This is a genomic window from Sphingomonas sp. SORGH_AS_0879 (assembly GCF_030819175.1).
Taxonomy (GTDB): Bacteria; Pseudomonadota; Alphaproteobacteria; order Sphingomonadales; family Sphingomonadaceae; genus Sphingomonas.
The window spans coordinates 1,537,773-1,552,951 of record NZ_JAUTBJ010000002.1; the positions used below are offsets into that span (position 1 = coordinate 1,537,773).

Genomic DNA, 15,179 nt, shown 5'->3' on the forward strand with positions numbered 1-15,179 from the left:
GCATGGCTTGGTTCGCCCGTTCCCTTCTGCTCGTCGGCATGGCCGCCTCGACACTGACCGCCTGTTCGACCGGCGGCACCAAGGCCGAGCTGCCCTCGGCCGGCTATGTCGCGCGCAAGGAGCAGCCGGGCGAGGAATATGTGATCGGCCCGCTCGACACGCTCAACATCTTCGTGTGGCGCAATCCCGATCTGTCGACCAAGGTGCAGGTGCGCCCCGATGGCCGCATCACCACGCCGCTGGTCAACGACATGCCCGCCGTGGGCAAGACGCCCGCCATGCTTCAGGAGGATCTGAAGAAGGCGCTGTCCGAATATGTCTCCAACCCGATCGTGTCGGTGATCGTCGAGAATTTCTCCGGCACCTACAGCCAGCAGGTGCGGATCGTCGGCGCGACCGAAAAGCCCGCCGCCATCCCCTACCGCGCGAACATGACGCTGCTCGACGCGATGATCGCGGTGGGTGGGCTGAACCAATATGCGGCGGGCAACAAGGCGAAGTTGGTGCGGACCGACCGCGCGACCGGCAAGCAGCAGGAATTCGCGTTGCAGATCAACGACCTGTTAAGGAAGGGCGACTCCAGCGCCAATGTCCGGCTGGAACCTGGCGACGTCATCATCATCCCCGAATCGATGTTCTGAGGTCGATCGCCGGTGTCGAGCATTCAGGACGAGATCCGCATCGCGATCCATGCCATATGGATACGCCGCTGGCTGGCGCTGGCGGTGGCGTGGACCGTGTGCATCGTGGGATGGCTGTTCGTCGCCCAGATCCCCAGCAAATATGAATCCCGCGCGCGCATCGCGGTCCAGAATTCGCAGATCCTGCCCGACGGCATGACGAACGGCCAGCCGAACGACATGGATTCGGTGGACCGGGTGCGCCAGACGCTGATCTCCGCGATCAATCTGCAAAAGGTGGTGCGCGGCACCGATCTGGCCAGCACGGTGTCGAGCGACGCGGATGTCGCCGCGCGCGTCTCGTCGCTGGCGCAGGCGATCAAGATCGAGAACCAGCAGGACACGATCTTCCAACTGACCGTGACCCAGTCCAGCCCCAAGCTGGCGCAGCAGGTCGCGCAGAAGCTGATCGATATCTTCGTCGAATCCAATCTGGTCGGCGATCGCAACAATACCAACCAGAGCCTCGCCTTTCTCGACAAGCAGTTGAACGACCGGCAGAAACAGCTCCAGATCGCCGAGGCGCGGCGCGCGCAATATCAGAACCAGTTCCTGGGGGGGCTGCCGGGGACCGGCTCGGTCGCGGACCGGATCGGTCTGGCCCGCTCGCAAATGGCGCAGGTGGACAGCGATCTGGCCGCCGCCCAGTCGAGCTTCGCGGCGGTGCAGGGGCAGTTGGCGGGCACCCCGCGCACGGTGAGCGAAGGCGGCGGCGTCGCGGTCAGCCCCGCCCGCGCACGGCTGACGGCCATTCAGGGCCAGCTCTCCGACGCGCGGGCGCGGGGCTATACCGAGAACCATCCCGATGTCGTCGCGCTGAAGAACCAGTTGTCGGCGGCGCAGGCGGCGGTCCGCGCCGAACCGGCGGGCGGCGCGGCGGGGGGGCAGCCCAATCCGCTCTACATGTCGCTTCAGTCGATGGCGGCGGAGAAGCAGTCTCAGCTCGCCAGCCTGAAGATCCGCAAGTCGCAGTTGCAGAACGACCTCGACCGGCTGAACGCCAGCCTGTCGAGCGATCCCGAGGCGGCGGCGGCGCAGGGCGCGAACGACCGCGATTATCAGGTGCTGAAGGACAGCTACGACCAGTTGCTTCGCCAGCGTGAACAGGTCGCGCTGCGCGGACAGGCGCAGAACCAGACGGATGCGATGCGCTTCACCCTGATCGACCCGCCGACCTATTCCCGCGCGCCGACCGCGCCCAACCGCATGTTGCTGCTGAGCATGGTGTTCGCGGCGGGGCTGGGGCTGGGCATCGGATCGGCCTTCGCCCTGTCCAAGCTGCGCCAGACCTTCACCACGCCCCAGTCGCTTCAGCGGACGATGGGCCTGCCGGTGATCGGCGCGATCGGCGAAGTGGTGACGCGCGCACAGGCGACGGCGCGGGCGCAGCGGATGAAACTGTTCCTTGGCGGGACGGCGGCGCTGGGCGGGGCCTATGTCATGGTGCTGGCGATCGAGCTATTACAACGGGGAATGGCCGCGTGAACGGAAGCGTGAAAACCCCCAGACCCCGCCGGGAACCCTCGCTGCTCGAAAGAGCGGCGAACGTGTACGATCTCCGCACCTATATGCGCGGTCCGATCCCGGACGAGTCCAGGGCGGAAGTCGTGGAGGATGCACCGGCGGCGGACGTTGCGCCCCACGAGCCGGTTGCTCCGCCGTCCATGGCGCCGGTCGAATTGCCTGCATCGCTCAGCGCCATTCCCGCCGAGTTCCTGGCCCAGCCGGGCGACGAGGAGTTTCTGGCGAGCGAATATGATCCCGGCTTTTCCGACGTCGCGATGGTCGATCGCGCGATGCTGGCGGAAAACGGGATGATCGTCCCCGGCGCGCCGATCGGTCCGCTGGCCGAGGAGTTCCGGCTGGTCAAACGCCAGCTCATCATCACCAGCCAGCGGCTCGTGGCGGGCGGCGAGGGCGACAGGGCGCGCGTCGTGCTGGTCTGTTCGGCGCGGCCGCAGGACGGCAAGACCTTCTGCTCGGTCAACCTCGCTCTGTCGCTGGCGGCGGAGCGGGATACCGAGGTGCTGCTGGTCGATGCCGATGTGGCCAAGCCCGACGTTCTGGCCCGGCTGGGGCTGGCCGAGGGGCCGGGGCTGCTCGACGCGCTGGACGACGGCAGCATCGATGTCGAGTCGCTGGTGATCCCCACCGACGTCCCGCACCTGTCGGTCCTGCCCTGCGGCACGCGGACCGCCAGCGATACCGAATTGCTGGCCTCCGCCCGGACCCGCACGGTGGTGCAGCGGCTCTTGTCCGCCAATCCGCGTCGCCTCATCATCTTCGACTCGCCGCCCGCGCTGGCCGCGTCGCCCGCCTCGGTGCTGGCGATGCTGGCGGGGCAGGTGATGATGGTCGTCCGCGCCGACCGCACGCCGGAAAGCGAAGTGTCGGCGGCGGTCGCGCTGCTCGATGCGTGCGAGCATATCCAGCTCGTCCTGAACAGCGTGGCCTTCGTCCCCGGCAGCCGCCGGTTCGGCTATTATGGCAAATATGGGAAGGACGGCGCACTGTGATCCTTCGCCGCTTCCTTCTGGCCGGTGTCGCGTGCGGGTTGGCGGCATCGCCGACCGCGCTCGCGGCACAGGTTCGGGATGGAGCGGTCGCGCCCGGCGGGGGAATGGCGGCGGGCGGGGCGGACCCGGCCCAGGCGGGTTCGGCACCTGGCGGTGCCGTCGCCAATGCCGCGCCGTCCGCCCGCCGCGCGCGGATCACCCCCTATGTCGAGGTCGGGCAACTGCTGAGCGCCGATCTCAATCGCGGCGATGTCGTGACCTATACGACGCTGGCCGCCGGGGTGAATGCGGCGGTGCAGACCGCGCGGGCAGAGGGGCAGATCAGCTATCGCTACGAACATCGCATCGGCTGGAGCGACCGCGCGGGTAGCGGCGATGTGCATAGCGGGCTGGCGCGTGGCAGCTATCGCCTGACCCGCGATCTCAGCGTCGAAGGCGGCGCACTGGCGACCCGCAGCCGCGCCGATATCCGGGGTGCAGCGCCCGGCGTGCTGGTCGGCGATATCGGCAATATCTCGCAAATCTACACCGCCTATATCGGCCCGTCTCTGGTGACGCAGGCGGGGCCGGTGCAGATCGGGGCCAATTACCGGCTGGGCTATACCCGGGTCGATACGCCGGGGCTGAGCGGCCTCGCTCCGGGCCAGCCGCGGCTCGACTATTTCAGCGACAGCGTGAACCAGCTTGCGACGTTCAGCGCGACGGCGCGGCCCGGTGCGGTCGCCCCTGTCGGCCTGTCGTTCAACGCCGCCTATGACCGCGACGATGCCGGGCAACTGGCCCAGCGTTACGAGGGGTGGTTCGTGCGCGGCGACGTGCTGAAGCCGATCTCACCCTATGTCGCGCTGACGACGGGGGTCGGCTATGAACGCATCGAGACCAGCCAGCGCGACCCCGAACGCGACGCCGCCGGTCGTCCGCTGGTCGACAGCCGGGGCCGTTTCATCACCGATCCCGACGGCCCCCGCCGCATCGCCTATCGCACCGACGGCGTCTATTACGACGCGGGCGTGATCTGGCGGCCTGATCGCCGTACCTCGGTGGAGGGGCATGTCGGCGAGCGTTACGGATCGCTCAGCCTCACCGGGCTGGCGCGCTATCAGGCGTCGCGCGGTGTCGTGATCCAGGCGGCGGTCTATGACGGTATCCAGACCTTCGGGCGGCAGCTTCGCAACGGCCTGTCCAATCTGCCGACCGACTTCATCGAGACGCGCGACGCCTTTGGCCAGCAGTTCAACGGATGCGTCTTCTCCGCCACCGGCACGACGCCGGGCGGGTGCCTGAACGACGTGCTGCAATCGGTGCAGACCTCCGTCTACCGCGCGCGGGGGGCGGATGCGACGATCGCCATGTCGCGCGGGCGCTCGACGCTGGGCTTCGGCATCGGCTATGCCAATCGGCGGCTGTTCGCGCCCGAAGGATCGCCCGGCATCATCGTCTATGGCGCCGAGGACGAGAGTTATTACGCACAGATTTTCTTCGCCCATGCGCTCGGCCTCCATTCGGGGCTTAACGTGAATGGCTTCGTTAACTATTACGCCAGTAGGTTGGCGGGGGCCGAGGACGTGGTATCGCTGGGAACGACCGCCAGCTATTACCGCAACTTCGGTCGGCTCGGAACAACCGCGTCGGTAGGATTGTATCATTTCACGGTCGGCGACCTGACCAATGCCCTGTCGGCACAGGCCCTGATCGCCGCGAGATATCAATTCTGACCGGCCGAAAGGCACGATGATGTACGAGACCCATTTCGGTCTGGGCGAACGCCCGTTTCAACTGACGCCGGACCCGCGTTTCTGGTACGAGACCACGACCCACGGCAAGGCGATGGCCTATCTGGGCTATGGCCTTGCGCAGGGTGAGGGCTTCATCGTCATCACCGGCGATGTCGGCGCGGGCAAGACGACGTTGGTCGGCCATCTGATCGAAACGCTCGACCCCCGGCGGTTGAAGGTGCTGCACATCGTGTCGACGGCGGTCGAGCCGCACGATCTGCTCCGCGTCCTGGCCGAACAGCTCAACGTCGATGCGCAGGGGCTGACCAAGGCGTCGCTGCTGTCCGGTATCGAGCGCGCGTTGCACGGCGTGGCGCGCGACGGTCGCCGCATCCTGCTGATCGTCGACGAGGCGCAGGCGCTGCCACTCGGCTCGCTCGAAGAATTGCGCATGTTGTCCAACTTCCAGGCGGGCGGCCATGCGCTGCTCCAGATCCTGCTGGTCGGACAGCCCGAATTTCGCGAACGCCTGCTGGGGTCGGCGGCGGTCGAACAGCTTCGCCAGCGGGTCATCGCCATCCACCATCTGGACCCGATGGAGGCGGACGAGGTCCCCGATTACATCGCCCATCGCCTGGCGGTCGCGGGCTGGACCGGCCGCCCCGATTTCGCCGCCGATGCCTTTGACGCGCTGTACGCCGCGTCGAACGGCGTGCCGCGCCGCCTGAACGTGCTGGCGGGGCGCGTGCTGCTGCAAGCCGCGATCGAGGGGATCGAACTGATCGGCCAGGACACGGTCGAGAGCGTCGCCGCCGACATGGCTGCCGATCTGGGCCGCGATCGCCTTTCCACGCTTCCCCCAACCGATGCCACTATCCCTGCGATCGAGGAACGTCCGATGAATGGCGCGTCGACGATGAAGTCCTTCAAGCTCAATGGTGCCACCGTTCATGTCGCGACGGACGGCAGCATGCGGTCGGCGATATTCGGCAATGGTCATGCGGCGATGCCTGTCCGCGCGGGCGACCCGATCCAGCGCACGCCCGTCACGCCGCAGGCCGAAGCGCCGCGCCACCGCGTCGTCGCGCCGCCGCCCGCACCGGAACCCGTCTCGCTTCGCCCCAAGCCCCAGGTTCAGGCAGAGCCCGAACCTCAGGTCGAGCCTGTCGCCGAAACCCCTGCCGCTACTTCGTCGGTCGCCGCGCTGGAAGACCGTGTCGCACAACTGGAAACGCGGTTGGCGCAGCAGGAGGCGGCGCTACGCCGGGTTCTGACCCTGCTGGTCGAATGGTCGGAGATCGACAATCGGGGCGGTGACGCCCGCCGGGAAGACGTCTCCACCATCCGACCGGGGGCGTGGGGCCATGCCGCCTGAGGGCATGACCGACACCCGTCGACCGATCAACGGCATGTCGGTGGATGTCGAGGAATGGTTTCAGGTCGGCGCGTTCGAAAAGACGATCGACAAGGCCGACTGGGATCGCCTCGACAGCCGGGTCGAGGCGAATACCGATGCCGTGCTGTCGCTGTTCGCGGAGACGGGCACGCGCGCGACCTTCTTCACCTTGGGTTGGGTCGCGCATCGCCACCCTTCGCTGATCCGCCGCATCGTCGATGCCGGGCATGAGATGGCGAGCCATGGCTGGGACCATCAGCGCGTCTTCACCATGACCGCCGACCAGTTTCGCGCCGACCTGGCCCGCGCGCAGGTGGCGATCGAGGATGCGAGTGGGCAGGCCGTCACCGGCTATCGCGCGCCCAGCTTCTCGATCGACCGCCGCACGCCATGGGCGCATCCGGTGCTGGCCGAGGCGGGTTATCGTTATTCCTCCAGCGTCGCGCCGCTTCGCCACGACCATTATGGCTGGGCGGAGTCGCCGCGCTATGCGTGGCGACCGGTGGCCGATTCCGACCTGATCGAGCTGCCGGTGACGGTCGCGCAGTTCGGCCAGCGGCGGCTGGCGACGGGCGGGGGCTTTTTCCGGTTGCTTCCGGCCAGGCTGACCGATGTCGCGGTCGGGCAGGTCCAGCGCGACGTGCACGGTGCGATCTTCTATTTCCACCCCTGGGAAGTCGATCCCGGCCAACCGCGCGTGGCGAACGCGCCGCTGCGCTCGCGCATCCGCCATTACAGCCGCCTGGGCGCGATGGCGGGCAAGTTGCGGGGGTTGCTGACCCGCCATGACTGGGGCCGGGTCGATCAGGTCGCGGCCGAGGAAGCGGCGCGCCTGGCATGACCACGGGCGGCCCGAATATCCGCGTCGCCGATCTGGCGCGCGAGACGGAATGCGCGCGGATCGATGCCTTCGTCACCGCCCAGGCGGAGGGAACGCCCTTCCACCTGACCGGCTGGCTGAAGGCGGGGGCGGCGGGCTGCGGACAGACGGCGCATTACCTGATCGCGGAAGGTGGCGAGGGTGCGATCACCGGCGTCCTGCCGCTCAGCGAAATCCGATCGCCCTTGTTCGGGGCGGCGATGGTGTCGACCGGCTTCGGCGTCGATGGCGGTGTGCTGGGGCAGCACGGCGATGCGCTGGCCGACGCGGCATGGGCGCTGGCGGCGGAGCGCAAGATCGGCTCGGTCGAGTTGCGCGGCGGGTCGGTTCCCGATGGCTGGACGGCGGATGCGGACAGCTATCTCGGCTTCGTCCGTCCCTTGGCGGCGGATGACGAGGCCGAGTTGAAGGCGATCCCGCGTAAGCAGCGGGCCGAGGTGCGCAAGGCGCTGTCGCAGGAACTGGAGGTGGTGACGGGCCGCGATCCGGCAATGCTGGCCGAGCATTACCGCATCTATGCCGAGTCGGTCCGCAATCTGGGGACGCCGGTCTTCCCGGCCCGGCTGTTCCGCGAGGCGGTGGCGCGGCTCGATGCCGATGTGCTGACCGTGCGGCACGGGGGACGGGCGGTGGCGAGCGTGCTGAACCTCTATCATGGCGGCACCGTCTATCCCTATTGGGGTGGGGGAACGCAGGCGGCGCGGGGGCTTCGCGCCAATGACATGATGTATTTCGCGCTGATGCGCCATGCCCGCGCGCGAGGTTGCCGCGCCTTCGATTTCGGTCGGTCGAAGGTTGGGACGGGCGCGGCGGCGTTCAAGAAGAATTGGGGGTTCGAGGGGCGGCCGCTGGTCTATGCCAGCCGCAGCGCGACGGGGCCGCGCGCGATCAATCCGCTCGACCCCAAATATGCGCTGATGATCGCGGTGTGGAAGCGCCTGCCGGTCTGGGCGGCGCGGCTGGCGGGGCCGCCGATCGCGCGGGGCCTTGGGTGAGGGACCTGCTGTTCCTGGCGCACCGCGTGCCCTTTCCCCCCGACCGTGGCGACAAGATCCGCAGCTATCACGTCCTGCGGCATCTGGCGCGCGAGTGGCGGGTGCATCTGTGCGCCTTTGCCGAGAGCGAGGCGGACTTCGATCCGCCGCCCGCGTTTCGCGCCCTGCTGGCGAGTTGCCATATCGTCCGCCGGACCAGGTCGATGCCGGTCGCGGCGATCCAGGCGCTGGCGAAGGGCAAACCCATCTCGCTCCCCGCCTTCGCCCATCCCGACATGGCGCGTGCGGCGGCGCGGGTGCGCGCCGATCACCGGGTCGCGGCGACCTATATCTTCTCCGGCCAGATGGCGCAGTATCGCGGGCCCGAGCCGACGATCATGGACATGGTCGATGTCGACTCCGCCAAATTCGCCGCCATGGCGCCAAAGGCCCGCTGGCCGATGCGCGCGATGCTGACGCGCGAGGCAAAGCGGCTGGGCGATTATGAGCGCCGGATTGCCGACGAGGTCGATGCGACGCTGTTCGTCAGCGAGGCGGAGGCGGCGCTGTTCCGCGCGGGCGGCGGGCAGGGGCGGATCGTCGCCATCGAGAACGGGATCGACGCCGCGACCTATGACCCCGATGCGATCCGCGAGGCGCGTTCGGGGGAACCCCTGATCGTCTTCACCGGGCAGATGGATTACCGCCCGAACATTGACGCGGTGACGCGCTTCGCCACGCGCATCCTGCCGCTGGTCCGCGCCGCCTGCCCGTCCGCGCGGTTCGCCATCGTCGGACGCGCGCCGACCCCGGCGGTGCGGCGTCTGGCGGGGGAGGGGGTGATCGTCACCGGCGAGGTGCCCGACACCCGCCTCTGGCTGGCCCGCGCGCATGTCTGCGTCGCACCGCTGGACCTGGCGCGGGGTATCCAGAACAAGCTGCTGGAGGCGATGGCGATGGCGCGGCCCGTCGTCGCCTCGACCGCGGCGGCGGAGGGGATCGACCATGGCGGCACCATCGCGGTGGCAGAAGGGGATCGCGACTTCGCCGACCGGGTGATCGCCGCGCTGAACGGCCCTGCCAATAATGGCGCGGCGCGCGCGCGGGTGCTGGCCCGCTATGACTGGGCGGCCCGTCTCGCGCCGCTGGACCTGTTGCTGAAGGATGTGGCGGCGTGACATTGGGGGAGAGGATGAAGTCCGGGCGCTGGACCTGGCATCTGGTGCTGCTGGGCGCGGCGGCGCTGGCGGTGCTGTTCCTCTTCCGGCGCGATGTGGCGCATCTGGTCGATATCTGGTGGACCAGCACGACCTATGGGCACTGCCTGTTCATCGGCCCGGTCGTCGGCTGGCTGATCTGGCAGCGTCGCGCGGAGCTGTCGCAACTGACCCCCGTCGCCTGGTGGCCGGGGCTGTTGCTGGTCGCGGGCGGCGGGTTGCTCTGGCTGCTGGGCGAGTCCGCCACCGTTGCGCTGGTCCGGCAATTGGGACTGGTCGCGGTGATCGAGGGACTGGTCGTCACCCTGCTCGGCCCGATGGTCGCGCGGGGGATGCTGTTCCCGCTCGCCTATGCCTGGTTCCTGGTGCCGTTCGGCGCGGAACTGGAAAAGCCGCTCCAGCAGATCACCGTGTCGATCGTCATGCCCCTGCTCGACTGGAGCGGCATCCCCGCCTCGGCGGACGGCGTGCTGATCCATGCCGGACGCTATTGGTTCGAGGTGGCGGAGGCCTGTTCGGGGTCGAAATTCGTCCTCGCCATGGTTGCCTTCGCCGCGCTGGTCGCCAATCTGTGCTTCAAGTCGCCCTGGCGGCGCGCTATATTCATGATCGTCTCGCTGATAGTGCCGGTGCTCGCCAATGGCGTGCGCGCCTGGGGGACGATCTTCGCCGCCGACAAGACCTCGATCGAGGTGGCGGGGGGCGTCGATCACATCATCTTCGGCTGGGTGTTCTTCGCGATCGTGATGGCGGCGGTGCTGGCGATCGGATGGCAGTTCTTCGACCGCTCGCCCGACGATCCCGCCTTCGATCCCCAGCGGCTCTCGGCCAGGCCGAGGTATCGGATCGACCCGTTGCTGGCGGCGGCGCTGGCGGTGACGATCACCGCACTCTATCCCAGTTGGAGCGGTTTCGCCGGATCACGCACCGCGACGCTTCCCGCCCGGATGGCACTGCCCGATGTGCCGGGCTGGAGTCCGGCGGAGCAGGTCAGCATGTGGCGGCCCTATTATCCCGGCGCGGATGCGGTGCTGATGCGCAGCTACAAGGACGCCGACGGGCATCAGGTCGATCTGGCGGTCGCGGTCTTCTCCCGCCAGCGCGAGGGGGGCAAGCTGGGCGCGTTCGGCACCGGCATCCTGCACGAGGACGATCGCTGGATCCGCGTCGCCGATCTGGGCCGGATCGCGGGCGGCGACGCGGTGCGGCTGATCACGACCGGGTCGAACGGCCAGCAGGTGCAGCGCGACGTTGCGACCTGGTACCGGATCGGCGATAGGCTGACCCCGGATATGCGACGCGTGAAGATCGAAACGATGAAGGCCCGCCTGATGGGCCAGCGCCAGACCGCGGTGGCAATTCATGTCGCGAGTGAGGGGGACGATCCCGCCGCGATCCAGGCCTTTGTCCGCGCACTCGGCCCGGTGGATGCGTTCGCCGACCGGCTGACCGGGGCACGCTGACCGCGCATGTGCGGGATCGCCGGTCTCTTCCACCCCGCCACGCCCAAGCCGGTCGATCCCGCCCGGTTGCGGGCGATGATCGGGGCGCAGGCGCATCGCGGCCCGGACGGGCAGGGGATATGGACCGCACCGGGCGTCGGCTTCGCCCATGCGCGGCTGTCGATCATCGACATCGAGGGATCGCCCCAGCCGATGGTCGAGGACGAGGTCGCCGTCTGCTTCAACGGCGAAATCTACAACTACCGCGAATTGCGCGAGGAATTGCGTGCGCGCGGCGCGGTGTTCCACACCGATGGTGATACCGAGGTATTGCTGCATGGCTGGCGGCATTGGGGGCCGTCGATGCTCCACCGGCTGGTCGGCATGTTCGCCTTCGCGATCCATGATGCCAAGGCGGGATCGCTGTTCCTGGCGCGCGATCGGCTGGGGGTGAAGCCGCTGCACTGGGCGGAACTGCCCGATGGCGCGGTCGCCTTCGCCTCCGAGATGAAGGGGGTGCTGGCGCATCCGCTGTTCCGCTGCCGGCCGGACATCCGCGCGGTCGAGGATTATCTGGCGCTGGGTTATGTGCCCGACGATGCCAGCATCGTCGCGAGCGTCAACAAGCTGGCCGCCGGGCATTTCCTGTTGATCGAGCGAGGGCGGGGCGTTCCCCGGCCGCGCCTGTGGTGGGACGTGGACTTCTCCCACCGCGACAGCGGCACGGCGGCGCAACTGGGCGAGGGGCTGCTCGACCGGATGCGCGAGGGGGTGACCAGCCGGATGGTCGCCGATGTGCCGCTGGGCGCGTTCCTGTCGGGCGGGGTGGACAGTTCGGGCGTCGTCGCGCTGATGGCGGAGGCGTCCCCCCGCGCCGTCCGCACCTGCACCATCGGTTTCGAGGAAGCAGGCCATGACGAGCGCGGCTATGCGCAGGCGATCGCCCGCCGCTTCGCCACCGACCATGTCGAGCGGGTGGTCCGGGCGGACGATTTCTCGCTGATCGACACGCTGGTCGCGCAGTTCGACGAGCCCTTTGCCGATGCCTCCGCACTAGCGACCTATCGGCTGTGCCAATTGGCGCGCGAGCATGTGACGGTCGCGTTGTCGGGTGACGGCGCGGACGAGGCGATGGCGGGCTATCGCCGCCATGTCTTCCATGCGGGCGAGGAGCGGGTGCGCGGTCTGTTCCCGGCGGATCTGCGCGCCGGGCTGTTCGGAACGCTGGGCCGTTTTTACCCCAAGGCGGATTGGGCACCGCGTCCGCTCCGCGCCAAGACCACGCTGCTCGCGCTGGGGATGGACGGGGCGGAGGCCTATGCCCGCGCGGTCGGTGTCACCAGTCCCGAATGGCGGGCGCGGTTGTTCTCGAAGGAGGCGAAGGTGGCGCTGGGCGGGCACCGGGCCGAGGATCGCTATGTCGCCGCGATGCGCGCCGCGCCCGCGCGCGATGCGATCGACCGGGCGCAATATGCCGACCTGAAGATCTGGCTGCCCGGCGATATCCTGACCAAGACCGACCGAACCTCGATGGCGGTGGGACTGGAGGCGCGGGAGCCGCTGCTCGACCACCGGCTGGTCGAATATGTCGCGCGCCTGCCCGCCGCGATGCGGATACGTGGCGGGCAGGGCAAATGGCTGATGAAGAAGGCGCTGGAGCCCTATCTGCCCCGCGACATTCTCTATCGCCCCAAAATGGGGTTCGTGACGCCGATCAGCGCGTGGTTCCGGGGCGCGCTGGCCGAGGACGCCGCGCGGCTGGAGCATAGCGGCCTGCTGCGCGAGACGGGGTGGTTCGAGATGGCCGAACTGGGCCTCATGGCAGCGGATCACCGGGCGGGCCGGGCGGATCATGGCCGCACGCTGTGGCAGATGCTGATGCTGGAGCGGAGCCTGACGCGGTTGTTCTGAGGGGAGCACATCCCGCCCTCCGTTCAGCGCGAACGGAGGATGGGAAGGGGCATCACCCCTTCAACGACTGCGTGATCCAGCGATCGAACAGATCCGGCCACAGCCGCTCCGGCGACCCCTCGGGCGCACTCAGCGCCCCGAAGCCATGGCCGCCGCGCTCGAAGAAATGCGCCTCGACCGGCACCTTTGCCGTGCGCGCTTGGGTCAGCACGTCGAGCGACTGGTCGATCGGCACCAGCCCGTCATCGATCGCATGGACCAGGAACAGCGGCGGCGTGCTCGCCTCGATCCGGCGCGGCGTGTCGTAGCGGGCCTTGGTCGCTGCGTCGGGATCGGGTCCGAGCAGATTGTCGCGCGACCCGGCATGGGTGGTCGGGGTCGACAGGCTCGCGACCGGATAGACCAGGCCCGAAAAGCGCGGCTTCGCCGATTGCCGGTCGGCGGCGTCGATGGCGGCATAGACCTTGTCGTCATGGCCGACCGTCAACGAGGCGGCGAGATGCCCACCCGCCGAAAAGCCGACAATGCCCAGATTGGCCGCGTCGATGCCATAGCGCCCCGCATTGGCGCGGATCAGCCGCATCGCCCGCTGCGCATCCTGAAGCGGCACGTCGGCCTGACGGTCCCAGCCTTCCGAGGGCAGGCGATAGGATAGCGCGAACACGGTGATGCCATGCGGATTGAGCGTCCGGGCGACGTCGATCCCCTCATTCTGGATCGACACGAAGCCATAGCCGCCACCGGGGATGGTCAGGACCGCGCGACCATCGGGGCGTTCGGGGCGGAAGACGGCGACGATCGGATTGGCGGTGCCGCGCAGCCGCAGATCCTGTCGTCCGGCGGGGCCGTTCATCGAGGGATTGGGGGTGGGCATCTTGGCCCGGGCCCCTGGCGGGCGGCCGGGCCAGAGCGGGAAATGTTCGGCAGGAGGCCAGGGCGTCATCGCTCCGGCGGAGGTCGTGGGCGTGGCTTGCGCGGTCGCCCGTGTCGTCAGCGGTGCTGCGGCCATCGCCCCGATCAGGGTGCGTCGATCGATCACTGTCTTCCCCTCCGTATCGCGCATGGCAGCGCTATGGCATGGAGGGTGCCGGGGCGCGGCGGGCCAGGCAAGTGAAAAGGGCGGAACCCTTCGGTCCCGCCCCCTCACTCAATGACCGTATTTCTTGATCCCGCGACGGCGCAGCTTTTCGCGCTTGCGCCGACGCATATAGGGGATCGCGAAGGCCACGACCGACAGCAACACTGCCCCAATAATCAGATAGGCAAGCTGCTCTCGTTCAAGAAACTCTAACATCAGTCGAAAATCGCTCCCCAACGACGCTTGGCGCGCTCACGCCAATGGCCGCGATGATAAGCGTCCGAGGCAAGGAGCGGCATGACAGAACCGGCTTCGGCGAATACCATCTGTTCGAGGGTCGTGTCCACCTTGCCCCAGCTTGCCGCTTCTTTCAGCGTCGAAGACGAGCAGGCACCGTCGCGAACATCGGCGACGGTGATCTGCACCGCATATTTATGCATTTCAACATCGTCATGACCCAGGATTTCCGCGCAAACCACGGTATCTTGGACGAAATTCTTGGGAACGCCGCCGCCGATCATCAGCAGGCCGGTGGTGCCGGCCTTGATCTTGATATCCGTCAATTCGCGGAAATCGGCGATGGCATCGAGCACCATATAGGGCTGATTATTTTTCATCCGCTCGACCTGATGCTTCACCAGACCGAAGCCCGCCGACGAATCGACGAAGGCCGGGCAGAAGATCGGCACGTCATGCTCATAGGCTAACTTGACGAGGCTGTTTTCTTTCTTTCCGTTTTCGGACAGATACTTGCCCATCTCACGGATGAAGGCGCGGCTCGAATAGGCCTTCGGCTCCAACGAATCGGCGATCTTGCCGATCGTGTGGTCGCAATCTTGAAGCTGCTCTTCGTCGATATAGGTGTCGTAGATGCGGTCGATGTAGAGCGAACGCAGCGTGTTGTCGTCCGGCACTTCCAGCGCCTGATAATGCTTGTGGCCCAGGCCCTCGAAGAAATCCATGTCGACGATCGACGCGCCGGTCGCGACCACGCCGTCGATCATGTTCGAGCGGAGCAGCTCGGCATAGAGGTCCATGCAGCCGCCCGCCGAGGTCGACCCCGCGATGACGAGGAAGATCGAGCAGTCCTTGTCGGCCAGCATCTGGTTATAGATGCCCGTCGCGCGCGCCAGGTCGCGGCTGGTGAAGCTCATCTTGCCCATCGAATCGATGATCGGGCGGGCGTCGAACTTGGTGATGTCGATATGCTCGACCACGCTGGAGAGCAGCTCGGCCTTACGGTTGTCGTTGATCGTGTCGGTCATGATGGTTCCATCATCATCGAGAAGCCGCCGTCGTTATTGGGGACGCGGTAACCCGGCTGGCCCGGACCTGCGGCATGCGCGGGACCGGAATGGGAAGGGGCCTTA

General features: G+C 67.7%; 13 protein-coding genes. 10 read left to right on the plus strand and 3 right to left on the minus strand.

Going from position 1 to position 15,179, the window contains the following annotated elements; genetic code table 11:
- The first annotated feature begins 2 nt into the window (after positions 1-2).
- From QE379_RS08060 to QE379_RS08105, 10 genes are all read left to right on the plus strand, one after another.
- Positions 3-641 (plus strand): XrtA/PEP-CTERM system exopolysaccharide export protein, encoded by a 639-nt coding sequence (locus QE379_RS08060; protein ID WP_306999548.1) that lies wholly within the window; start codon positions 3-5, stop codon positions 639-641.
- Between the two features lie 12 nt (positions 642-653).
- Positions 654-2,165: an XrtA system polysaccharide chain length determinant gene (locus tag QE379_RS08065; protein ID WP_306999551.1), complete on the plus strand. Its 1,512-nt coding sequence runs from the start codon at positions 654-656 to the stop codon at positions 2,163-2,165.
- 62 nt (positions 2,166-2,227) lie between these two features.
- Positions 2,228-3,196 (plus strand): AAA family ATPase, encoded by a 969-nt coding sequence (locus QE379_RS08070; protein WP_306999553.1) that lies wholly within the window; start codon positions 2,228-2,230, stop codon positions 3,194-3,196.
- Positions 3,193-4,911: a hypothetical protein gene (locus QE379_RS08075; protein ID WP_306999555.1), complete on the plus strand. Its 1,719-nt coding sequence runs from the start codon at positions 3,193-3,195 to the stop codon at positions 4,909-4,911. Before QE379_RS08070 ends, QE379_RS08075 begins: the two co-directional genes overlap by 4 nt.
- Positions 4,912-4,930: 19 nt before the next feature.
- Positions 4,931-6,286: an ExeA family protein gene (locus tag QE379_RS08080; protein ID WP_307003136.1), complete on the plus strand. Its 1,356-nt coding sequence runs from the start codon at positions 4,931-4,933 to the stop codon at positions 6,284-6,286.
- 4 nt (positions 6,287-6,290) lie between these two features.
- Positions 6,291-7,148, plus strand: a complete 858-nt coding sequence (locus QE379_RS08085; protein ID WP_306999557.1) for an XrtA system polysaccharide deacetylase — start codon at positions 6,291-6,293, stop codon at positions 7,146-7,148.
- On the plus strand, positions 7,145-8,182 hold the full coding sequence (locus QE379_RS08090) for a FemAB family XrtA/PEP-CTERM system-associated protein (RefSeq protein ID WP_306999559.1): 1,038 nt from the start codon (positions 7,145-7,147) through the stop codon (positions 8,180-8,182). The genes QE379_RS08085 and QE379_RS08090 overlap by 4 nt, the downstream gene beginning before the upstream one ends.
- A complete protein-coding gene (locus QE379_RS08095; protein ID WP_306999561.1) occupies positions 8,179-9,339 on the plus strand; it encodes a TIGR03087 family PEP-CTERM/XrtA system glycosyltransferase in 1,161 nt (386 codons plus the stop codon). The genes QE379_RS08090 and QE379_RS08095 overlap by 4 nt, the downstream gene beginning before the upstream one ends.
- A complete protein-coding gene (gene xrtA, locus QE379_RS08100) occupies positions 9,336-10,841 on the plus strand; it encodes an exosortase A (RefSeq protein WP_306999563.1) in 1,506 nt (501 codons plus the stop codon). The genes QE379_RS08095 and xrtA overlap by 4 nt, the downstream gene beginning before the upstream one ends.
- 6 nt (positions 10,842-10,847) lie before the next feature.
- Complete coding sequence (locus QE379_RS08105) at positions 10,848-12,731, plus strand: XrtA/PEP-CTERM system amidotransferase (RefSeq protein ID WP_306999565.1); 1,884 nt, start codon at positions 10,848-10,850, stop codon at positions 12,729-12,731.
- Between the two features lie 52 nt (positions 12,732-12,783).
- Here the strand turns inward: QE379_RS08105 and QE379_RS08110 are convergent, their stop codons facing one another.
- From QE379_RS08110 to QE379_RS08120, 3 genes are all read right to left on the minus strand, one after another.
- Complete coding sequence (locus QE379_RS08110) at positions 12,784-13,770, minus strand: alpha/beta hydrolase (RefSeq protein WP_306999566.1); 987 nt, start codon at positions 13,768-13,770, stop codon at positions 12,784-12,786.
- A 108-nt stretch (positions 13,771-13,878) separates the two neighbouring features.
- Complete coding sequence (locus tag QE379_RS08115) at positions 13,879-14,025, minus strand: hypothetical protein (protein ID WP_306999568.1); 147 nt, start codon at positions 14,023-14,025, stop codon at positions 13,879-13,881.
- Positions 14,025-15,074, minus strand: coding sequence for a deoxyhypusine synthase (locus tag QE379_RS08120; RefSeq protein ID WP_306999570.1), 1,050 nt, complete (start codon positions 15,072-15,074; stop codon positions 14,025-14,027). Before QE379_RS08120 ends, QE379_RS08115 begins: the two co-directional genes overlap by 1 nt.
- Positions 15,075-15,179: the final 105 nt, after the last annotated feature.

What these genes read in the sequence shown, in the direction of transcription:
- QE379_RS08060 (WP_306999548.1), top strand. Translation starts at nt 3, where the DNA reads ATGGCTTGGTTCGCCCGTTCCCTTCTGCTCGTCGGCATGGCCGCCTCG.
- QE379_RS08085 (WP_306999557.1), top strand. Translation starts at nt 6,291, where the DNA reads ATGACCGACACCCGTCGACCGATCAACGGCATGTCGGTGGATGTCGAG.
- QE379_RS08115 (WP_306999568.1), bottom strand. Translation starts at nt 14,025, where the DNA reads ATGTTAGAGTTTCTTGAACGAGAGCAGCTTGCCTATCTGATTATTGGG.
- QE379_RS08105 (WP_306999565.1), top strand. Translation starts at nt 10,848, where the DNA reads ATGTGCGGGATCGCCGGTCTCTTCCACCCCGCCACGCCCAAGCCGGTC.
- QE379_RS08080 (WP_307003136.1), top strand. Translation starts at nt 4,931, where the DNA reads ATGTACGAGACCCATTTCGGTCTGGGCGAACGCCCGTTTCAACTGACG.
- QE379_RS08120 (WP_306999570.1), bottom strand. Translation starts at nt 15,074, where the DNA reads ATGACCGACACGATCAACGACAACCGTAAGGCCGAGCTGCTCTCCAGC.
- QE379_RS08090 (WP_306999559.1), top strand. Translation starts at nt 7,145, where the DNA reads ATGACCACGGGCGGCCCGAATATCCGCGTCGCCGATCTGGCGCGCGAG.